This is a genomic window from Halarcobacter mediterraneus (genome assembly GCF_004116625.1).
Lineage (GTDB): Bacteria > Campylobacterota > Campylobacteria > Campylobacterales > Arcobacteraceae > Halarcobacter > Halarcobacter mediterraneus.
In genome coordinates this window covers 392794-413613 of record NZ_NXIE01000002.1, presented here as the reverse complement: position 1 = coordinate 413613, position 20820 = coordinate 392794, and the positions used below count along the sequence as shown (strand labels likewise).

The 20820-nt window shown below is 29.4% G+C and carries 20 protein-coding genes; 15 read left to right on the top strand and 5 right to left on the bottom strand.

Going from position 1 to position 20820, the window contains the following annotated elements; genetic code table 11:
• The 9 genes from CP965_RS06190 to CP965_RS06150 are packed head-to-tail and all read left to right on the top strand — an operon-like array spanning position 1 to position 7527.
• Positions 1 to 885 carry an acetaldehyde dehydrogenase (acetylating) gene (locus CP965_RS06190; protein ID WP_129061211.1) on the top strand — a complete coding sequence of 295 codons (885 nt, stop codon included), beginning with the start codon at positions 1 to 3 and terminating at the stop codon, positions 883 to 885.
• Between the two features lies 1 nt (position 886).
• Positions 887 to 1909: a 4-hydroxy-2-oxovalerate aldolase gene (dmpG, locus tag CP965_RS06185; protein WP_129061210.1), complete on the top strand. Its 1023-nt coding sequence runs from the start codon at positions 887 to 889 to the stop codon at positions 1907 to 1909.
• Positions 1910 to 1913: 4 nt separating this feature from the next.
• Entirely contained in the window at positions 1914 to 2702 is a 789-nt protein-coding gene (gene dmpH / locus CP965_RS06180; protein WP_206732260.1) for a 2-oxo-3-hexenedioate decarboxylase, read from the top strand.
• A 28-nt stretch (positions 2703 to 2730) separates the two neighbouring features.
• Positions 2731 to 2922 carry a 2-hydroxymuconate tautomerase gene (locus CP965_RS06175; protein ID WP_129061208.1) on the top strand — a complete coding sequence of 64 codons (192 nt, stop codon included), beginning with the start codon at positions 2731 to 2733 and terminating at the stop codon, positions 2920 to 2922.
• Positions 2923 to 3939 carry an MsnO8 family LLM class oxidoreductase gene (locus CP965_RS06170; RefSeq protein WP_129061207.1) on the top strand — a complete coding sequence of 339 codons (1017 nt, stop codon included), beginning with the start codon at positions 2923 to 2925 and terminating at the stop codon, positions 3937 to 3939. It begins immediately after the preceding gene.
• A 2-nt stretch (positions 3940 to 3941) separates the two neighbouring features.
• Positions 3942 to 4763 (top strand): alpha/beta fold hydrolase, encoded by an 822-nt coding sequence (locus tag CP965_RS06165; RefSeq protein WP_129061206.1) that lies wholly within the window; start codon positions 3942 to 3944, stop codon positions 4761 to 4763.
• 41 nt (positions 4764 to 4804) lie between these two features.
• The gene (locus tag CP965_RS06160) at positions 4805 to 5755 is read left to right on the top strand and encodes a ketopantoate reductase family protein (protein ID WP_129061205.1); all 951 of its coding nucleotides are present in this window, start codon (positions 4805 to 4807) and stop codon (positions 5753 to 5755) included.
• Between the two features lies 1 nt (position 5756).
• Positions 5757 to 6635, top strand: coding sequence for an AEC family transporter (locus CP965_RS06155; RefSeq protein ID WP_129061204.1), 879 nt, complete (start codon positions 5757 to 5759; stop codon positions 6633 to 6635).
• A gap of 10 nt (positions 6636 to 6645) precedes the next feature.
• Complete coding sequence (locus tag CP965_RS06150; protein WP_129061203.1) at positions 6646 to 7527, top strand: DMT family transporter; 882 nt, start codon at positions 6646 to 6648, stop codon at positions 7525 to 7527.
• A gap of 253 nt (positions 7528 to 7780) precedes the next feature.
• On the opposite strand, the gene CP965_RS06145 is transcribed toward CP965_RS06150, so the two are convergent.
• Entirely contained in the window at positions 7781 to 9001 is a 1221-nt protein-coding gene (locus CP965_RS06145) for a hypothetical protein (RefSeq protein ID WP_129061202.1), read from the bottom strand.
• A 208-nt stretch (positions 9002 to 9209) separates the two neighbouring features.
• On the opposite strand from CP965_RS06145, the gene CP965_RS06140 reads away from it, so the two are divergent.
• Together CP965_RS06140 and CP965_RS06135 are read left to right on the top strand one after the other, a co-directional pair.
• Positions 9210 to 10493 (top strand): tellurium resistance protein TerC, encoded by a 1284-nt coding sequence (locus CP965_RS06140; RefSeq protein WP_129061201.1) that lies wholly within the window; start codon positions 9210 to 9212, stop codon positions 10491 to 10493.
• A 1-nt stretch (position 10494) separates the two neighbouring features.
• The gene (locus CP965_RS06135; RefSeq protein ID WP_129061200.1) at positions 10495 to 11421 is read left to right on the top strand and encodes an AEC family transporter; all 927 of its coding nucleotides are present in this window, start codon (positions 10495 to 10497) and stop codon (positions 11419 to 11421) included.
• Here the strand turns inward: CP965_RS06135 and CP965_RS06130 are convergent.
• From CP965_RS06130 to CP965_RS06115, 4 genes are all read right to left on the bottom strand, one after another.
• Positions 11418 to 11921, bottom strand: a complete 504-nt coding sequence (locus CP965_RS06130) for an NlpC/P60 family protein (protein WP_129061199.1) — start codon at positions 11919 to 11921, stop codon at positions 11418 to 11420. The genes CP965_RS06135 and CP965_RS06130 overlap by 4 nt on opposite strands.
• 15 nt (positions 11922 to 11936) lie before the next feature.
• A complete protein-coding gene (locus CP965_RS06125; RefSeq protein WP_129061198.1) occupies positions 11937 to 12416 on the bottom strand; it encodes a hypothetical protein in 480 nt (159 codons plus the stop codon).
• Between the two features lies 1 nt (position 12417).
• Positions 12418 to 14985 carry an alanine--tRNA ligase gene (gene alaS / locus CP965_RS06120; protein WP_129061197.1) on the bottom strand — a complete coding sequence of 856 codons (2568 nt, stop codon included), beginning with the start codon at positions 14983 to 14985 and terminating at the stop codon, positions 12418 to 12420.
• A 128-nt stretch (positions 14986 to 15113) separates the two neighbouring features.
• Entirely contained in the window at positions 15114 to 16442 is a 1329-nt protein-coding gene (locus CP965_RS06115) for an alanine/glycine:cation symporter family protein (RefSeq protein WP_129061196.1), read from the bottom strand.
• A gap of 248 nt (positions 16443 to 16690) precedes the next feature.
• On the opposite strand from CP965_RS06115, the gene trxB reads away from it, so the two are divergent.
• The 4 genes from trxB (at position 16691) to CP965_RS06095 (ending at position 20818) form a co-directional block, all read left to right on the top strand.
• Entirely contained in the window at positions 16691 to 17620 is a 930-nt protein-coding gene (trxB, locus tag CP965_RS06110; RefSeq protein WP_129061195.1) for a thioredoxin-disulfide reductase, read from the top strand.
• A 20-nt stretch (positions 17621 to 17640) separates the two neighbouring features.
• Positions 17641 to 18414, top strand: coding sequence for a 4-hydroxy-tetrahydrodipicolinate reductase (dapB, locus tag CP965_RS06105; protein ID WP_129061194.1), 774 nt, complete (start codon positions 17641 to 17643; stop codon positions 18412 to 18414).
• A gap of 81 nt (positions 18415 to 18495) precedes the next feature.
• Positions 18496 to 19845, top strand: a complete 1350-nt coding sequence (gene purF / locus CP965_RS06100; protein WP_129061193.1) for an amidophosphoribosyltransferase — start codon at positions 18496 to 18498, stop codon at positions 19843 to 19845.
• Complete coding sequence (locus CP965_RS06095) at positions 19820 to 20818, top strand: TIGR01212 family radical SAM protein (protein ID WP_129061192.1); 999 nt, start codon at positions 19820 to 19822, stop codon at positions 20816 to 20818. The genes purF and CP965_RS06095 overlap by 26 nt, the downstream gene beginning before the upstream one ends.
• Positions 20819 to 20820: the final 2 nt, after the last annotated feature.

Genomic DNA, 20820 nt, shown 5'->3' with positions numbered 1-20820 from the left:
ATGGAAAAAATTAATTGTGCTTTAATTGGGTCTGGAAATATTGGAACAGACTTGATGTATAAACTTCAAAGAAGTGAGATTTTAAATCCTTTATGGATGGTAGGTATTGATCCTGAGTCTGATGGATTAAAAAAAGCAAAAGATGCTGGAATGAAAATAACCCATGAAGGTGTTGATGGTTTACTTCCCTTCATAAAAGAAGATGGAGTAAAAATTGCTTTTGATGCAACATCTGCTTATGTTCATGGAGAAAATAATAGAAAATTAGCTGAACAAGGAGTTATGGTTATTGACTTAACTCCTGCTGCTATTGGACCATTTTGTGTACCTTCTGTTAATATTGATGAATTATTAGCTCAAAATACACAAAATGTAAATATGGTAACTTGTGGTGGACAAGCAACTATTCCTATGGTTGCAGCTGTTTCTTCTGTTCAAGAAGTTGATTATGCTGAAATCATTGCAACTGTTGCTTCAAAATCAGCAGGTCCTGGAACAAGGGCTAATATTGATGAATTTACAGAAACAACAGCCCTTGGAATTGAAAAAGTTGGAAATGTAAAAAAAGGTAAAGCAATTATTATTTTAAATCCAGCGGAACCTCCACTTATGATGAGAGATACAGTTCATTGTCAAACAGTTGATGAGCCAAATAAAGAAGAAATTACAAAATCTGTTCAAGAAATGGTAAAAAAAATTCAGCAGTTTGTACCTGGATATAAGTTAAAAAATGGACCAGTATTTGATGGTAATAAAGTTTCTATCTTCCTTGAAGTGGAAGGATTAGGAGATTATTTACCAAAATATGCTGGAAACTTAGACATTATTACAGCAGCTGCAACAAACATAGCAGAAAAAATGGCTGAAAAAATTAAAGGAGCATAACATGAATTTAAAAGGTAAGAAAGTAACAATTCATGACATGTCTTTAAGAGATGGTATGCACTCTATTAGACATCAATTTACATTAGAAGAAATGGCTTCTATGTCTAAAGCTATGGATGAAGCAGGTGTTCCTATGATTGAAGTAACACATGGAGATGGTTTAGGTGGAAGTTCTCTTAACTATGGATATGGAAAACATACAGATGAAGAGTGGATTGAAACAGCAGTATCAAGTGTAAAAAATGCAAAAGTTTCTGCTTTATTACTTCCTGGAATTGGAATTGTAAAAGATTTGGAAAGAGCTGTAGAAAAAGGAATATCAACAGTTAGAGTAGCAACTCATTGTACTGAAGCTGATGTATCAGCACAGCATATAAAAGCAGCAGTTGAAATGGGACTTGATACAGTTGGATTTTTAATGATGGCACATATGGTAACTCCTGAGAAGTTATTAGAAGAGGCTTCTAAAATGGTTTCTTATGGTGCGAATTGTATCTATGCTACAGATTCAGCTGGATATATGTTACCTGATGATGTAAGTGAAAGAATAGCAATACTTAAAAAAGAGTTTGGAGATGATATTGAAATAGGTTTTCATGGACATAATAATATGTCAATGGGCGTTGCAAACTCTTTAGCGGCAATTGAAGCAGGAGCTACTAGAATAGATGCTTCTTTAGCAGGTTTTGGAGCTGGTTCTGGAAATACAGCAACTGAAGTTTTAGTTGCTGTATTAAATAGAATGGGGGTAGAAACTGGAATTGATTTACATAAAATAGAAGATGCAGCAGAAGATATTGCTCTTCCTATTATGGGGAAACCAACAAGAATTTCAAGAGACTCTATTACACTTGGGTATGCAGGAGTTTATTCTTCATTCTTATTATTTGCAAGAAGAGCTCAAGAAAAATATGGAATTGATGCAAGAACACTTTTATTAGAACTTGGAAGAAGAGGAATGGTAGGTGGTCAAGAAGATATGATTGAAGATTTAGCATTAGATATGGCAAAAGAGAGAGGATAATATAATGAGTTTAGATAAAGCAACTATAGAAAAACTTGCACATCATTGTGAAGATGCTGAATTACAAGCATATGAGATAACTAAAATTACAGATGATTATCCAGATATGACCTATGAAGATGCTTATGATATTCAATGGACTGCAAGAGCAAATAAAGAAGCTAAAGGTCATAAAATTGTAGGTATGAAAATGGGTCTTACCTCACAAGCAAAAATGAAGCAAATGGGTGTACCAAATCCTTGTTATGGATATTTAGCTGATTATTTTTCATATGGTGATGGAGCAGAAATTAAGATTGATGAATTAATTCATCCAAAAGTTGAAGCAGAAATTGCATTTGTTTTAAAAAGTGATTTAAGTGGACCTGGTTGTCATATTGGAGATGTTTTAGCTGCAACTGATTTTGTTATGCCTGCTGTTGAGATTATTGATTCAAGATATAAAGATTTTAAATTTGATTTAAAATCTGTTATTGCTGATAATTCATCATCTTCAAGATATGTAACAGGTGGACAAGCAAGAAGTATTGATGGACTTGATTTGAAAACTCTTGGAGTTGTTATGGAAATCAATGGTGAAATTGTGGAATTAGGAGCAGGAGCTGCTGTTCTTGGACATCCAGCCACTGCAATTGCTATGCTTGCAAATATGTTAGCAGAACGTGGCGAAAAATTAAGAGCTGGAGAGTATATCCTTTCAGGAGCAATTACAGCTGCAACAAGTGTAAAAAAAGGTGATAATGTAACAGTGAAGTTTCAAGATTTAGGTACAGTATCATTTAGATTTGTGTAGAAGTAGGGACAATTTTTAAGGAGAATCCATGCCAATAGCAACAATAAACATTATTGAAGGTCGAACAGATGAGCAAAAAGAGAAGCTGATTGAAAAAGTAACTCAAGCAATTCATGAAGCAATAGATGCTCCTATTCCAAATATAAGAGTTATGTTAAATGAAATGCCAAAACAACATTTTGGTATAGCAGGACAAAGTGCAAAAAAACTAGGAAGATAAATGCAATTAAAACTTAGTGTATTAGATCAGTCACCAATTCATGATAATAAAGAGCCTAAAGAAGGTTTACATGATACTTTAAAATTAGCAAAGGCTTGTGAAGAATTTGGTTTTTATAGATATTGGTGTGCAGAACATCATGATACACCAGGATATGCAAGTGCTAGTCCAGAAATTATGGTTGGTGCAGTTGCAAGTGTAACTTCTAAAATAAAAGTTGGAAGTGGTGGAGTTATGCTAAATCATTATAGTGCATATAAAGTAGCAGAAACATTTAATGCTTTAAATGCACTTTATGGAGATAGAATTGATTTAGGAATTGGTAGAGCAAATGGTGCAAATTTTTTAAGTGCAAGAGCTTTACATAATAAAAATAGTGATTCATATACAAAAAAAACTTATGATTTAATAGGGTTTTTAGATGATACTATTGCCGAAGATGAATGTTTTCATGAAGTTGGAGTTTCTCCAAAACAAGATAGTTTTGTTCCTGTATATTTATTGGGTTCTAGTGATGGAAGTTCATCTTTAGCTGCTCAAGTGGGAGCAGGGTTTTGTTTGGCTTTATTTATAGGAACTCATGATAGACCAAAGCAAATAATAGACACTTATAAAAAACAATTTAGACCATCAAAGAATTTTTTAAAACCTAAAGCAATGATAGCTGTAGCTTGTATTTGTGCCCAAACAAAAGAAAAAGCAATAGAAATTGCCACAACTCATACTTATTGGAAAGTGCAAGCTTTTAGACATAGTGTAAGAGATGGACTATTTTCTCCAAAAGATGTAGAAAAACTTTATGAAGAGTTGTCTTATGAAGATAAACTTTATTATCATGAAACTATGGAAACAATGATTTTAGGAACACCAAAAGAGTGTAAAAAACAAATAGAAAGATTAGCAAAAGAGTACGAAGTTGATGAGGTTATGATTGTAAATGTAACTTACTCTTTTGAGGATAGATTAAATTCATATAAACTCTTAGCTCAAGAGTTTAATTTAGATAAAGGAAGATAAAAATGTCAAATTCAGAAATAGCAAAAAATATAAAAACAGGCAACTTTAATACTAACTATCATGATGTAGGTGAGGGGGAAGCTATAATTTTCATTCATGGTTCAGGTCCAGGAGTTTCAGCTTATGCAAATTGGAGATTAGCTATGCCTGAATTAGCAAAAAAATTTAGAGTTATTGCTCCAGATATGGTAGGTTTTGGTTATAGTGATAGACCTGAAGGAATTACTTATGGTATGGATATTTGGGTTCAGCAAATTATTGATTTAATGGATGCTTTAAATTTACAAAAAGTAAAATTAGTAGGAAACTCATTTGGTGGGGCTTTAGCTTTAGCTTTAGTTATAAAATATCCTGAAAAGTTTGATAGAGTTGTTTTAATGGGTGCAGTTGGTGTACCTTTTGATTTAACATATGGTTTAGATAAAGCTTGGGGATACACACCGAGTTTTGAAAATATGAAAGAATTACTTGATATTTTTGCATATAGTAGAGAACTTGTGACAGATGATTTAGCAAAAATGAGATATGAGGCTAGTATAAGACCTGGTTTTCAAGAATCTTTTTCATCTATGTTTCCAGCACCAAGACAAAATGGTGTTGATTTAATGGAAAGTGATGAAAATGATATTAAAAAGATTGATAAAGAGGTTTTAATAATTCATGGTAGAGAAGATAAAGTAATTCCTTTACAAAACTCTATTAGATTAAATCAACTTATATTAAAATCTCAACTTCATGTATTTGGACAATGTGGTCACTGGACACAGATTGAACATAAAGATAGATTTAATAAATTATTATTAGATTTTTTTATCGAACAATAAGAAAGTTCCTTTAAAAAGGGGCTTTTTTTTAAGGAAGTAAAATGAATTTTATAATTTTAGGTGCTGGTGGAATAGGTTCATTTTATGGTGCAAAACTTATAAACTCTGGACATAATGTTTTATTTATAGCAAGAGGAAAACATTTAATTGCACTGCAAGAAAATACTTTGAAGTTAAAACATCCAAGATTTAACTTTAACAAAAAAGTTAATGCCTTGGAATTGTCTGAATTAAATACTTTATTTTTACAAAAAGTTGATGCTATAATTATTACAACTAAATCTACTACTACAAATTCAATTGCAGAACAATTAGCTTCTAAACTTAATTTTATAGAAGAAATTCCTTTTATTGTTTCTTTACAAAATGGAGTTGAAAATGAAGAGATACTTTGTAAATATTTTCCTAAAGAAAAAGTTATTGGTGGACTTTGTAGAAAAATAGGCGCACATATTTTAAAACCTGGGTTAATTGAAGCAACAGGAGATGTAGAGACAATAATCGGTGCAATGAAATTAACAAATAAAAGTAAAGCTTTTTTACTTGATTTTACAAATATTTTAACTAAAGCTAATACTTTATGTATGATAACTGATAATATAAAATTTGAATTATGGAAAAAATTAATTATAAATAATGGTGTAAATGCTATTTGTGCACTTTTGAAAATAGAAACTGGTATTTTAATGCATCATAAAAAACTTTCAAAAATAGTTTTAAATCTTATGAAAGAAACAGCAAGTGCTGCAAAAGTAGATGGAGTACTTTTTTTTGATGAAGATATAAATCAAATGTATGAACTAATTAAAAAGTTTGATTCAATTAAACCTTCAATGTTAGTTGATGTTGAAAATAATAGAAAAATAGAACTTGAAGAAATATGTGAAATTGTAATAAAAAACAATGAAAAACAAAATCTTGATTCTCCTTATACTAGAACAGTATCAACACTTTTAGAATATACATATATAGAAAATAAAAAAGAATTATAAAATGATTTTTCAGGTTTTAACTATAGTTTTTCCTATTTTATTTATTAGTTCTATAGGTTTTATATATGCTAAATTTCAAAAAATAAGTATGGAAATACCTAATAAAATAAATCTTGATATTTTTATTCCTATACTTATATTTTATGCTATAAGTGAGAAACTTCCTTCTATTTCTATTTTGGGGTATTTCTCTTTGGGTACGGTGATTGTTGTTTTTGGTTCAGGACTTATTTTATATCCTTTTATGAAATTATTAAAAATAAATCCAAGAACATTTCTTCCTACAATGATGTTTAATAATTCAATAAATTTGGGGCTTCCTTTAGCTCTTTTAGCTTTTGGAGAAGAAGCAATGGCTATGTTTATAGCCTTGTCTTTAGTCCAAGTAATAGGACAATTTACCATTGCTGTTATTATGTATGGAGGAAGGTTTGATTTAATAAAACTTTTAAAAAACCCTGTTATTATTGCCACTATTGTAGGTTTATATTTTAATTATTTTGAGTATCATTTACCTAATATTTTAATTCCTTCTATTGAAATGTTATCTAAAGTAGCAATACCTTTAATAATATTTTCTCTTGGAGTTAGACTTTCAAATGTAGAGTTTAAACATTGGAAAATTGGAATTATAGGAGCTTTTCTTTGTCCATTATCTGGTTTGATAATGGCATACTTAGCTATTAATATTTTTGAATATACTCAAGTTCAAAAAAATTTATTAATACTTTTTAGTGTTTTACCGCCAGCAGTTTTAAATGCAATTTTAGCTGAACAGTATAAAAATGATTCTCATTTAGTAGCTTCTGTTGTGGCTTTAGGAAATATATTTAGTATTTTTTATATACCTATAGTATTATATTTTTTATTTTTAAATTAAAAGGTTTTTTATGAAATATTATGTTTTAGTAATTTTAGCCGTATTATTTTGGTCTGGAAATTTTATATTTGGACGATATATCTCTTCAGATATTCATCCTTTACAATTAGCATTTTATAGATGGTTTTTTGTTTTACTTTTATTAATGCCTTATATTATAATGAGGTATAAAAACCTTTTATTGCAATTTAAAAAACATTATGGAATGTTGATTCTTCAATCAGCTTTGGGAATCTCAGCTTTTAATACTTTTTTATACTATGGTTTACAAACAACGACAGCAACAAATGCTTTATTAATCAATTCAAGTACTCCTATAATAATCATAGTAATGTCAATGTTTATCTTAAAAAAACATATTACAAAGTTGCAATTTACAGGAATCATTTTATCTACTTTGGGAGTAGTATATTTAGTATTAAAAGGCGAACTTTTAAATATAGTTGAATTTGAGTTTACAAAAGGCGACTTTTGGATAATAGCTGCTTGTACTGATTGGGCTTTATATTCTGTTCTTTTAAAATATAAACCTAAAGATTTAAATGCTTTCGAGTTTTTTGGGATAACTACTTTAATAGGAACTATTATATTGTTTTTTGTATTTTTATTTTCAGATCAACAGTTTAGTTTAGAGTTTATAAATAAAGGTGAGGTTTTCATAGCTTTATCTTATATAGTAATCTTTCCATCCATTTTATCATTTTATTTTTGGAATATCTCAACAGCTCAACTAAGTGCAAATGTAACAGGACAATTTGCACATATTATGCCAATATTTGGTGCTATATTAGCTTATTATTTCTTAGGAGAAGTCCTTGAAGGATATCATTTTATAGGAATTGTTTTAATTGCAACAGGAATATATCTTTCAACTTTTTTAAAAAGGAATTAAATTAATAATTCCTTTTTTTGCGAGGAATAAACGAATTATTTTTTGTACTATAGTTTTAAAATATATAAAGGTGTAGTTATGAAAAATTATTTAGCCTTACACTTTGTTTTAGTTAATTTAACATTATTTGTACTTATTTTGTATCATTTGTATTTAAAGGTTTGACAGATAAAACCATGTTTTCTTAAAATAGTTTTGAAAACATGGTGGTCGTGCCCTTTTTTTGGAGGAGTAAAAAAGAGCACTAATTAAACTAAAATTTATAAGATAAATATACTCTTGTAGTATCAGTATTTTCAGAAATTAGTTTTTGAACTTTTACATGTTCAAAGTCTACTTTTACTAGTAAATTTTTATTTATAGGATAAATAGCCATTGCACCCATAGCTGTTACATCACCTAAAGCATGGGAGTCAGAAAATGATTTTCCTGCATAAGGTATAAATGTAGCACCGAAAGCAGGAACAACAATTGCTCCAACAATAGTATCTGTGTCAGCTCTTGTTGGTACTCCTCCATCATGTACAGGCATAGCAGTAAATGGTGTATCTGTTGCACCTTCTCCTGCACCTGTAAATACTGCGCCATTGTTATCAGTAGATGAGTTATAAGCAAGTAAATATCCTAATTTTCCTAAACCTAATGGACCTGTAGCTTTAAGTCCAAAAAGTTCTCCATCTTGTGCATTTGAAGCTTGAGATTTATCTGTAGAGTTTAGATATTGTGCCGATACTGTATGATGTCCTAATTTATAATCTGCTTGAAAATAAAAGGCATCTTTATCTCCTGTGCTTGTTTTTCCATCAATATTTAAAAATTGTGCTTGAAGTGTTAGATTTTCAATAGAATTATTTTTTGCATAAATAGTATATGCTCCATCTTCTACATCTTCAAAGTCTGCAACATCTCCAAGTCCATCACTTTGAGCTTGCCATTTATTAATATATCCAGCAACAATTTTAGTATCTGGTAAATCAGTATTTGTTAAAAGATAAGCTTCAAATGAATCTTTTATAATAGCTTCAGAAGATTTATTTTCTAATCCTGTACTAACTAAAGGAGTATAAATAAACTGTCTTCCAACTTTTAGTGAAGTATTTGAAAGGGTATATTGTAAATATGCTTCTGATAAAACTGCTCCCGATGCATCAAAGTAGTGGGCCCTTTTACTAACACCATTTACATTAAAAGGCGAACTATTGTTATTATCTACATCATCACTTAATACAGAAGAAGCTTGAAAAGTTATTCCAGCTTTAAATCCATAGAAATCCCCTGTTACTATTCCTATATTTCCACCAATAGCTAATACACTATCAGATTCACTTGCCCCTAAAAAATTTGAATTTACATAAGCAGTTTTTATCTCCCCTTTAACCTCCATATTTTCAAATGCTTCTGAAACTTTGTCAGCTAAAAGAGGTGTTGCTATTGCCATTGAAGCAATTAAACTTAAACATGAGAATTTTTTCATTTTGTTTGCCTTTGTTAGAATAAATTTTCAAGATAAAGAACCTTTCTTTAATTTTAAATTCGCAAAAAACTATTAAAGAAAAGACTTATATTGAATTGCAATACTATATTTAAATGAAATCGCACTTTAATCGCAAAATTAAAAGTAAAATGGAAATCTTTATTGCTTTGTGCTATTATTCCAGATTAAAACTATGTAAGGTTATATTATGACAAAAGAGTATTTTGCAGGTATAATTATTTTTATATCTTTTTTATTAACAAATTATAGTTATTTTATTGATGAGAGTTTTTTTGTTTATGCAGGAATATTAGCTTGGTTGGCTCTTTTTTTATTAATAAGAAAAAGTTCTAATATGAAACTTCTTTTGAGTCTATTTTTTCTATCAATAATATTTTTTTCTTATTCTATACTAAATGATTTTAATATAGATTTTGTAAAAGCAATATCTGTAAATCAATATCTTTTAACACTTTTAATAGGTGTTGGTTTTCTAAGATTAGTGGCAAGTCCTAAAGTAAAAACAGTAAAATCTTTACCCTCTGGAAAAGCAAGTTTTTTTAAAACTTATTTAGGAGTACATTTATTCGGTTCAGTAATAAATTTATCAGCCTTGATTTTAGTTGCAGACAAACTTTATAAAAAAGCTAATTTAACAAAATATCAAATTATAGTATTAACAAGAGCTTTCTCTTCTGATGCTTATTGGTCTCCTTTTTTTGTAGCTTTTGCTGCTGCTTTAACTTATGCTCCTAACTTATCAATGCTTACTATTTTATCAAGTGGTTTGTGTTTAGCATTAATCGCTTTTTTTGTAACTTTTATAGAAGTAAAAAAAGATGAAACAGCTTTAAAGGAGTTTAAAGGTTACCCTATAGAGTTTGAAACTTTATATTTACCTTTTTCTTTGGCCTTTTTAGTTTTATTTACAAATCATTACTTCCCCCAATTAAAAGTGATTTTATTAATTTCCTTATTTTCTTTTTTTCTTGCAGTTTTTATATTACCCTTTAAATTTGGAGTAAAGAAAAGTGTAGGGCAATTAAGAAATCACATTGTAGTTGAACTTCCTAAAATGAAAAATGAAATTGCACTTTTTTTAGTTGCAGGAATGTTTGGTGTAAGTATTAGTAGTGTTTTATTAGGTTTTAATTTATCTTTACCTTTTGAGCAATTAAACGCTTTTTATGCTTCACTTCTTTTATTGTTTTTTGTACTTTTATCTTTTGTAGGAATTCATCCTATTATTTCTATTGCAGTATTAGGAAATTGGGTAGATCAGTTAAACCATACACTTTTAGCAATAGCTTTTTTAATGTCATGGGCAATAGCTGTTTCTACATCACCTTTTAGTGGCTTAAATCTTACAATGCAAGCAAGATATAAACTTAGTGCAAAAGAGATTTTCAAAACAAATTTACCTTATTCTATAAAGATGTACATAGTTTGTGTTATTATGTTAATTCTTATCTCAGAATATTTAGGATTATAATTTGAATATATTTTTTATTATTTTAGGAAAAATTGCACCATTATATTTGAATATAGCTTTTGGTTACATCTTAACAAAATACTTTAAAGTAAAAAGAGAATATATTGCTTTTTTATTGGTTTATATTTTAGGACCTATTGTTATATTTTTTGCAGTATTATCTATTGAAATAACAGTTCAGTTAGTTTTTTTACCTCTTTTTATTTTTTTCTTTGGAAGTTTTATAGCTTTTTATATTTTAAAAAAGTATAAAAATGATTGGAATGATGCTAGTGTAAATACTTTAGCTTTTACCTGTGGTACAGGAAATACTGGTTTTTTTGGAATACCTTTAGCAATGATTTTACTTGAACCTAGTGTTGCAAATATTTTTATTTTTGGGACTTTAGCTTCTTTATTATATGAAAATACAACTGGTTTTTTTGTTACTGCAAAGGGAAGTTTTACCGCAAGACAATCAATAATAAAGGTGCTTAAATTACCTTTATTATACGCATTTATTTTAGGACTTTCTTTTAATCTTATAGGAGTTAAAACTCCTGAATTCATAGTACCTTATTTTGAAAATTTTAAATGGGCATATGGAATTTTAGGAATGATGATGTTAGGTATGGGAATGAAAGGTTTTAATTTACATGAAGACTTTGATAAGAAATATATAAAAATCTCATACTTTTTTAAATTTGTTTTTTGGCCAGGGGTAATTTTGGCAATAATTTTTATTGATAAATCATTTGTCAATTTTTTAAATGAAGATATATATAAAGTAATGTTTTTATTTTCTATTGTTCCTTTAGCTGGAAATACGGTAACTTTAGCAGTTTTATTAAAAGCAAAACCAGAGAAAGCTTCCTTTACAGTATTATTATCAACGCTTGTTTCAGTTGTTTATATTCCTGTGGTATTAGCATTGTATGGAGGATTTTAATTTAGTATTCTTTGAATTTTCCAAAGATGTTTAGAATAATAAGGATTATCAAGTCGTGAGATAGTTACACCTTTTCTAGTAGAAGCATGTAAAAATTCTCCTCCTCCTATGTAAATACCAACATGCCTAGACTTATAGCCAGTTTTAAAAAAAACCAAATCTCCAATTTGTAAATCAGCCATACCAATTTCTTGACCTACTTGAGATTGTAGTTTTGTTGTTCTTGGTATTTTTACTTGAAGTGCTGTTCTAAAGGTGTTTTGAACAAAAGCAGAACAATCTATGCCTCTTTTTGTATTTCCACCATATTTGTATTTTACACCTTTCCACTGATAATAATAAGTTATAAGTTGGTCATAGAGTCTTTGATTCTCTTCATAATCTCTAAATTCTAAATTTGGATTTGGTTTAGGGTTAGAAACTACAGAGCTGCTAGAAAAACAGCCTGTAAAGAACAAAATGAAAAATATAACTAGAAAAAGTAGTTTTGTGTTTTTCATTTTGAAACTCTCATTTTAGAATCCTCTTAAAGTTACACCTAGATAAACGGCAATCAGTCCTAAAACTATATTTAGAGGAATTAAAATTTTTGCTATTGGTTCAAGTTTTTGTTTTGCAAGGGGGAAATCAAGATTGTCAAAAGCTTTTTGTGCTTGATTTCTTCTGATATAAATATAAATAAATACTAAAGTCATTATAGTCCAAATAACTTCTTTTGCAATAACAAAAGAATAAAGACTTGTACCTTTAAATCCTAAAGCAATAATCATAATAATTGCAGTTATTAGTAAAACTACAATTGAAGGAATAACCATAGAAAAAAATCTTTGTAAATTTTCTAAAGTTCTTCCTAATTTTATTTTTGGTTCTTCTACTTTTTGCATAGAGTAATGAACTGCAAATCTAATTGCAATCATTCCTCCTACCCAAATTATTGCAGAGAAAACATGCAAAAAAATTATAATGCTAGAAAAATTGTTAAACAAAGATTGCATTTTATAAATTTTCCTTTACGAAGTTTAATGCCACTTCTTTTGCTTCATTTACCTTTGAAACATCTTTTCCACCTGCTTGTGCGAAGTCTGGTCTTCCACCACCTCCACCACCAACAATAGGAGCTACAGCTTTAATCCAATCTCCTGCTTTAACATTTGTATTTTTACTACCTGCAACAAGCATAACTTTTTCACCTTTTGCTTGAATAAGTAAGATAGCTACTTTTTCATTTCCATTTTTGTAGTCATCAACAAGTTTTTTAATATCACCATTTTCAACAATATCAACAACTACTTTTGTATTATTTATTGTCTCTTCAGAAATAGGAGTTTGTATAGAATTATGTGCTTCTTCTAACTCTTTTTTTAATTCTTTAATTTGTTCTTTTAATTTCTTAATTCCAGTTAGTGCATCATTGTTTTTAACTTCAGCTTGAATGTTATTAAGTTGTTTAATGTTTTCTTTACTATATTTAATAGCAGAAAGCCCACATACTGCTTCAATTCTTCTAACTCCTGCACTAACTCCTGTTTCTTTTGTGATATAAAAAGAACCTATATCATGAGCATCTTTTACGTGAGTTCCCCCACAAAATTCAACTGATACATCTCCAAAGCTAACAACTCTTACAACATCTCCATATTTTTCACCAAACATTGCAATAGCACCTTTTTGTTTAGCTTCTTCAATTGGTAGTTCTTCAACACTTCCTTCTAGTCCTCTTGCAATCATTGAGTTTACTAAATCTTCAACTTCTTCAAGTTGTTCTTGCGTCATTGCTTTAGGATATGTAAAGTCAAATCTTAATCTTGAGGCATCATTTAAAGACCCTGCCTGAGAAACAGTTTCTCCTAAAACCATTTTTAAAGCACTTTGAAGTAAGTGTGTAGCAGAATGATGTTTAGCAACTTCCCCTCTATCTACAACTACAGCATCAACTTCTTCTTGTACACTTAAAGTAGAGTTTTCAACTTTTACTTTTGATAAATTAATTCCATGAAATTTAGAAGTCTCTTCAACAATAGCAATATGTTCATTATCTTCTAATGCTCCAATATCTCCATTTTGACCCCCACTTGTAGCATAAAAAGGAGTTTTATCAAGCATTACCCAACCATTTTGTCCTGCTTTTAAAGAGTTTACTTCTTTAAAGTTTTCATCTAAAATAGCTACTATTTTACTTCTTGAGGTAGTATTTGAATAACCTATAAATTCATTTAATCCATATTTTTCAATTAATGTTTTGAAATCACCTTCTGTAGCACTATCTCCACTTCCTTTCCAAGAAGCTTTTGCTTTCTTTTTTTGTTCATTCATCAATTTATCAAATTTTTCAATATCAACATCAAGATTTTTATCTCTAAGCATATCTTGAGTTAAGTCTAGAGGAAAACCTTTTTCATCATAAAGTTTAAAAGCAATTTCTCCACTAAATTTATCTTTAGTATTCTCTAACTCTTCATTAAATAAAGTCATTCCAGATTCAATTGTTTTGAAAAATCTTTCTTCTTCTAAAGTTAGTTGTTCTTTTACATAATCTTTTTGTTCTATAAGTTCTGAATAATGAGAACCCATAATATCGCATAAAGTATCATATAATTTTGCCATAAAAGGTTTTCTAAAACCAAGAAGATAGCCATGTCTTACAGCTCTTCTCATAATTCTTCTATTTACATAAGGTCTTCCCTCATTACCAAATAAAATTCCTTGAGAAAGCATAAATGAGTTTGCTCTTAAATGGTCTGCAATTACTCTAAATGAGCCAAGTGTTTCTTTTGTTGCTTCTTTATTTGCTAATTTTTCAAGTTTTTTTATAATTGGTTGAAAGTTTGATGAATCAAAGTTATTAAAAACACCTTCTTTTATTGCAATAACTCTTTCAAGTCCCATTCCTGTATCAATTGACGGTTTAGGAAGTTCTGCTCTTGTAATAGTACCATCTTCATTTTTACTTTGTTCATACTGCATGAATACAAGATTCCAGATTTCTAAAAATCTATCGCCTTCTCCACCTAGGTAATCTTCTGATGAAGAGAAGTTTTCTTCTCCTTGATCATAAAAAATTTCAGAACATGGTCCACAAGGTCCTGTATCACCCATTGACCAGAAGTTATCTTTATCTCCAAATCTTTTTATTCTTGAAACATCAATATGTTTTTGCCAAATTTCAAAAGCTTCATCATCACTATCATGAATAGTTACCCATAATTTTTCAATAGGTAAAGCAAGGTTCTTTGTAATAAATTCCCAAGCATAAGCAATAGCATCTTCTTTGAAATAATCACCAAATGAAAAATTACCTAACATTTCAAATAAAGTGTGGTGTCTTGCAGTATAACCTACATTTTCCAAGTCATTATGTTTTCCTCCTGCTCTTACACAAAGTTGGCAAGAAGTTGCAGTAGGGTTTTGTGGTTTTGGAACTGCACCAGTAAATATATCTTTAAATTGAACCATTCCAGCATTTGTAAACATCAATGTTGGGTCATCTGGTACTAAAGGCATAGATGAAATTACATCATGTCCTTTACTTTTAAAAAATTCTAAATATTCTTTTCTAATATCCATATAAACATCCGTATTAAATTTAATTTTATTTTAACGTAAAGTTCATTTAGCCAAGTTTATTTAAAGTTTATACTCCTATAAAATTAAAAGAGGAAAGAGATAAACCTCTTTTTTATTTTTTTATTTTCTTATTTTCTTTCTTTAAAATATTTATTTGTTTCTTCTGAAACTATTTTAGATAGCAATAGTAATGCAATTAAGTTTGGTATAGCCATAAGTCCATTTGCTAAATCTGAAAAGTTCCATACTACTTTTAATTCTGTCATTGCTCCAACAACAATAAAACTTACAAATACAATTCTATATAATTTTACTGATTTGTCTCCAAAAATATATTCAAAAGCTCTTTCTCCATAATAAGACCAACCTAAAATAGTAGAATATCCAAATAAAACAGTTGCAATAACTATAACTAAAGCTCCATAATCACCTAAAAAATATTGAAAACTTTTTAGTGTTAATTCTCCTGCATTTATTCCTTGCGTCCAAAGTGGAGCCATTAAAATAATTAAAGCTGTCATTGTACAAACAACAAGAGTATCAATAAAGGTTTGTGTCATTGATACTAAAGCTTGTTTTGCAGGATCATTTGTTTTTGCAGCAGCTGCTGCAATTGGTGCAGAACCAAGTCCTGATTCATTTGAAAACACACCTCTTGCTATACCATATCTAATGGCAGCAGCAACAGCAACTCCAGCAAATCCTCCTCCTGCTGCAATAGGATTAAAGGCATGATAAAATATTAATCCAAAAGCATCAGCAACTTTATCTAGATTTGTAAATATAACTATAAATGAAGTTCCTAAATATACTATTATCATAAAAGGAATTAGAAAAGAAGTAGTTTTTCCAATAGATTTAATTCCTCCAATAACAACAAAAGAAGTAATTGTTAAAAGAACTATCCCTGTTAACCATGTTGGTGTATCAAATTGTGCACTTAATGCATTAGAAATAGCGTTTGATTGAGTCATATTTCCAATACCAAATGAAGCAAGTATAGTAAATAAAGCAAAGGCAAAAGCAAGTCTTGGCATATTTAAACCTTTTGAAAGGTAATACATGGGACCACCTTTATAACCGTTTTTACCTTTTTCTCTATACTTTACAGCTAAGATTGCTTCAGAATATTTTGTTGCCATCCCAACTAAACCTGTTACCCACATCCAGAATACGGCTCCAGGACCTCCAAAAGTAATTGCAGTTGCAACACCAACAATATTTCCAATTCCTACAGTTGCTGCAAGTGCTGTCATTAATGCTTGAAAGTGAGAAATATCTCCTTTTGCATCTTTTTCTTTTGTGAAAATTAATTTTAAGGCATGACCTAAAGCCCAAAATTGCATACCTTTTAATCTAATAGTTAAAAAAAGACCTGTACCAACAAGTAATATTAACATCGGTACTCCCCAAACAAAGTTTGAACTTACAGATATAATTTTTTCTAATGTTTCCAATTTTTTCTCCTAAACATAAACCTTTTATCTTATCTTAGACTTAGTTAAAAAAAAATCAACACCTATTTTATTCAAAGCTATAATTCAGATATATTATTGTTTAATACGATAAAAATTACTAAAAGAAAAAGATTATCATTTACTTAGTTAAACTAAGACTTAATAAAAGTTTAGTATTATTATGCCCTTAGAACACTGAAGGTATTTATTTTCATTTTAGTATATTAAATGATAGAAAGGATTATACTATGTTAGATTTAGCAATTATTGGTGGAGGACCAGCTGGCTTAACAGCAGGTTTATATGCAACTAGAGGTGGTTTAAATAATGTAACAATGTTCGAAATGGGAATGCCAGGAGGACAAATTACAGGAAGTAGTGAAATAGAAAATTATCCAGGTCAAGCTGAAGTAGTTACAGGGATGGAACTTATGGAAAACTGGCCTGCTCAAGCAATGAAATTTGGTTTAAAACATGAAATGAATCAAGTTACAAATGTTACAAAAGAAGGTGATATCTTTACTATAACTACAGGAGATGGTAAAACTCAAGAAGCAAAAAGTGTTTTATTAGCTACAGGTTCAGTACCAAGAAGAGCTGGATTTAAAGGTGAAGATGAATTTTTTGGAAAAGGTATTTCTACTTGTGCTACTTGTGATGGATTTTTCTATAAAAATAAAGAAGTTGCTTTAATTGGTGGTGGAGATTCAGCATTAGAAGAAGCAGTGTACCTTTCTAAAATTTGTTCAAAAGTATATTTAGTACATAGAAGAGATACTTATAGAGCAGCTCCAAGTACAATTGAACATATGAAAGCTTGTGAGAATATTGAAGAAGTTACTAATGTTACAGTTGAAGAAGTTATTGGTGATAATACAGGGGTAACAGGTTTAATTGTAAAATCAAAAGAATCTGATGAAACAAGACAACTTGATGTTCCAGGTGTATTTGTTTTTGTTGGTAGAGATGTACTTAATGATCCTTTAAAACAAGAAGATGGTTCTTTTCTTTGTGATGTAAATGAACAAGGAGAAGTAATTGTTGATCTTAAAATGAAAACTTCAGTTCCAGGTCTTTATGCTGCAGGAGATGTAAGAATAGATGCAGCAAAACAAGTTGTATGTGCAGCAGGTGATGGTGCAACAGCAGCTGTTAATATTATTGAATATATTGGATAATCTTAAAAAGGATAAATTAGATGTTAAATGTAGGTATTTTAGGTAGTACAGGTAGAGTAGGTTCTCTTTTAATAGATGATTTAGAACTTGATAATGAAGCAAAGTTATCAGCTTGTTATGTTTCTAGTAAATTGACTAAAAGTATTCCTGAAAATACAGTTGTTACAAATGAGATGAAAATATTATTAGATTCTTGTGATGTTGTTATTGATTTTTCTGTTCCTGTTGCTACTCAAAGCCTACTTGAAGAAGTTGTTGAAAATGGTGGAAATAAACCTTTAGTTATTGCAACTACAGGTTTTAATAAGCATCAACAAAATTTACTTATTGAAGCATCTAAAAAAGTACCAATTCTTTATGCAACAAATATGAGTTTAGGAGTTGCAGTTTTAAATAAACTTGTAACTTTAGCAAGTAAAGCATTAAAAGAGTTTGATTGTGAAATTGTTGAACAACATCATAGACATAAAATTGATTCTCCTTCAGGGACAGCTTTAACTTTAGCAGAACATGCAGCTCGTGCTAGAGACTTAGACTTGGATAAAGTTAGAGTTTCTGGTAGAGATGGTGAAATTGGTGCAAGAACAAAAGATGAAATTGGTGTAATGAGTCTAAGAGGTGGAGATATAGTTGGAAGACATACAGTTGGATTATATAATGATGGTGAATTTATAGAGCTTCATCATACAGCAACTGCAAGAAATACTTTCTCAAAAGGTGCTATCAAAGCAGCAAAATGGCTTGTAAATCAAGAGCCAGGACTTTATTCTATTAATGACTGTTTAGGTCTATAAAAAATTAAATTTATATTAAGAAGAAAAGAAGAGATTTATGCGCATAAAGTTCACTTCTTTTTTTCTAAAAGGTTAAAATAAATGTGTGCAATTGTTGGGATTTATGGAAATGATAATGCAGCAAGATTAGCTTCTTTAGCTTTATTTTCAATGCAACATAGAGGTCAGGAAGCAACTGGTATCTCTTCTTCATGTGGTGGAAAGATATATACTAAAAAAGATAGAGGATTAGTTTCTGAAGTTTTTAATAATGAAGCTTTAGAGTACTTAAAAGGTAATATGGCAATTGGTCATAATCGATATTCTACTGCTGGTGGAGATTCAATTTTAGACGCTCAGCCTGTTTTTGCAAAATATAAACTTGGAGAAATTTCTATAGTTCATAATGGAAATCTTATAAATAAAGATCAAGTTAGAAATGAACTTATAGAGCAAGGTGCTATTTTTCAAACAGGAATGGATACTGAAAATTTAATACACTTAATAGCAAAAAATACAAAAGACAGATTAAGAGATAGAATAAGGGAAGCTCTAGATAAAACTATTGGAGCTTATTGCTTTATAATTCAATCAAGATCAAAGCAGTTTGTTATTAGAGATAGGTATGGAATTAGACCTTTATCTTTAGGTAGATTAAAGTCTGGTGGATACATTGTTGCAAGTGAGACTTGTGCTTTTGATTTGGTTGATGCTGATTTTATAAGAGATGTAAAGCCTGGAGAGATGCTAATATTTGCTGAAGGGCATGATGAGCCTGAGTCAATTCAATTATTTGAACCAGAGTATAGACCTTGTGCTTTTGAATATGTTTATTTTGCAAGACCAGATTCTGTAATAAATGGAAAAAATGTATATAGAACAAGAGAAGATATGGGGAAAACCCTTGCTAAAAATGATGTAAATAATTCAATTAAAGCAGATATGGTTATTCCTGTTCCTGATTCTGGTGTTCCAGCTGCTCTTGGATATGCTGCTCAAAGTGGAATACCTTTTGAGTATGGAATTATTAGAAATCATTATGTTGGAAGAACATTTATTGAACCGACACAAGAAATGAGAAATATGAAAGTTAAGATGAAACTTTCTCCTATGAAATCACTTATTACTGGTAAATCTTTGTTGGTAATTGATGATTCAGTAGTTAGAGGAACAACTTCTAAAAGAATTGTTAAAATGCTAAAAGAAGCAGGGGCAAAAGAGGTTCATTTTAGAGTAGCTAGCCCAGAAATCAAATTTCCTTGTTATTATGGAATAGATACTCCAAATCAAGATGAATTAATTTCTCATAGAATGACAAAAGATGAAATATGTGAATATATAGAAGCTGATACTTTAGAATACTTATCTATTGATGATTTAAAGAATTCAATAGGTAATGATACAAATTATGCTTTAGAAAGTTTTGATGGTGACTATTTCGTTACAAAATAAAAATTTAAAAAGACAAAAAACAAAGAATGTACTTACTATAGGAAGATACTTTAAAAATAAATTTGGACATAAAGTATATAAAGTTCCAATTTCAATAGGTGGTTTCACCTGTCCAAATATTGATGGGACAGTGGCAAAAGGTGGTTGTACCTTTTGTGAAAATGATTCTTTTTCTCCTAATCTTCAAGAAAAGAAACCTAAGTTTAAATTGAATCCAAATATAAAAGAGAATCCTTTTTTAGAAAATCAATTAAAACAATTAGAAATGCAATTTAATGCTACAAAAGATAGGTTGTCAAATAAGTTTGGTGTAAAAAAATATCTTGTATATTTTCAATCCTTTACAAATACTTATGCTCCAATTGAAACTTTAAAAGCTTTATATACAAAGGCATTATCTTTTGAAAATGTTATGGGATTATCAATTGGTACTAGAACAGATTGTATGACTGATGAAATTTTAGATTTTTTAGTTGATTTATCCAAAGATAAAGAAATTTGGGTTGAATATGGAATTCAATCTTTTTATGATGAAACTTTAGAAAAAATAAATCGTGGAGATGATGCTTCCAATATGAGGTATTGGATAAAAAGAACAAAAGAAAAAGGCTTAAATGTTTGTGGACATTTAATTTATGGACTTCCTGATGAAAATCAAGAAATGATGCTTAAAACTTTTGAAGAAACAGTAAAGCTAAAAGTGGATTCAATAAAATTTCATCCTTTATATGTAGTAAAAAATACTCTTTTAACAAAACAATATAAAAAAGGTCTTTTTACTCCAATTAGTGAAGATTTATATATTGATACAGTTGTTAAATCAATAAAGAAACTTCCTGAAAATATTTCTGTTCAAAGAATAACTGCTGGAATAGAAGATAGTTCTTTATTAGCACCAATGTGGTGTAAAAATAAACATGAACAAATTTTTAAAATAAGAAAAGCTTTATTAAAAGAGGGTTTAAAATACTAAAA

Excerpts from the sequence above, each read along its gene's own strand:
- CP965_RS06190 (WP_129061211.1), top strand. The coding sequence starts at position 1 with ATGGAAAAAATTAATTGTGCTTTAATTGGGTCTGGAAATATTGGAACA.
- dmpG (WP_129061210.1), top strand. The coding sequence starts at position 887 with ATGAATTTAAAAGGTAAGAAAGTAACAATTCATGACATGTCTTTAAGA.
- dmpH (WP_206732260.1), top strand. The coding sequence starts at position 1,914 with ATGAGTTTAGATAAAGCAACTATAGAAAAACTTGCACATCATTGTGAA.
- CP965_RS06175 (WP_129061208.1), top strand. The coding sequence starts at position 2,731 with ATGCCAATAGCAACAATAAACATTATTGAAGGTCGAACAGATGAGCAA.
- CP965_RS06170 (WP_129061207.1), top strand. The coding sequence starts at position 2,923 with ATGCAATTAAAACTTAGTGTATTAGATCAGTCACCAATTCATGATAAT.
- CP965_RS06165 (WP_129061206.1), top strand. The coding sequence starts at position 3,942 with ATGTCAAATTCAGAAATAGCAAAAAATATAAAAACAGGCAACTTTAAT.
- CP965_RS06160 (WP_129061205.1), top strand. The coding sequence starts at position 4,805 with ATGAATTTTATAATTTTAGGTGCTGGTGGAATAGGTTCATTTTATGGT.
- CP965_RS06155 (WP_129061204.1), top strand. The coding sequence starts at position 5,757 with ATGATTTTTCAGGTTTTAACTATAGTTTTTCCTATTTTATTTATTAGT.
- CP965_RS06150 (WP_129061203.1), top strand. The coding sequence starts at position 6,646 with ATGAAATATTATGTTTTAGTAATTTTAGCCGTATTATTTTGGTCTGGA.
- CP965_RS06145 (WP_129061202.1), bottom strand. The coding sequence starts at position 9,001 with ATGAAAAAATTCTCATGTTTAAGTTTAATTGCTTCAATGGCAATAGCA.
- CP965_RS06140 (WP_129061201.1), top strand. The coding sequence starts at position 9,210 with ATGACAAAAGAGTATTTTGCAGGTATAATTATTTTTATATCTTTTTTA.
- CP965_RS06130 (WP_129061199.1), bottom strand. The coding sequence starts at position 11,921 with ATGAAAAACACAAAACTACTTTTTCTAGTTATATTTTTCATTTTGTTC.
- CP965_RS06125 (WP_129061198.1), bottom strand. The coding sequence starts at position 12,416 with ATGCAATCTTTGTTTAACAATTTTTCTAGCATTATAATTTTTTTGCAT.
- alaS (WP_129061197.1), bottom strand. The coding sequence starts at position 14,985 with ATGGATATTAGAAAAGAATATTTAGAATTTTTTAAAAGTAAAGGACAT.
- trxB (WP_129061195.1), top strand. The coding sequence starts at position 16,691 with ATGTTAGATTTAGCAATTATTGGTGGAGGACCAGCTGGCTTAACAGCA.
- dapB (WP_129061194.1), top strand. The coding sequence starts at position 17,641 with ATGTTAAATGTAGGTATTTTAGGTAGTACAGGTAGAGTAGGTTCTCTT.
- purF (WP_129061193.1), top strand. The coding sequence starts at position 18,496 with ATGTGTGCAATTGTTGGGATTTATGGAAATGATAATGCAGCAAGATTA.
- CP965_RS06095 (WP_129061192.1), top strand. The coding sequence starts at position 19,820 with ATGGTGACTATTTCGTTACAAAATAAAAATTTAAAAAGACAAAAAACA.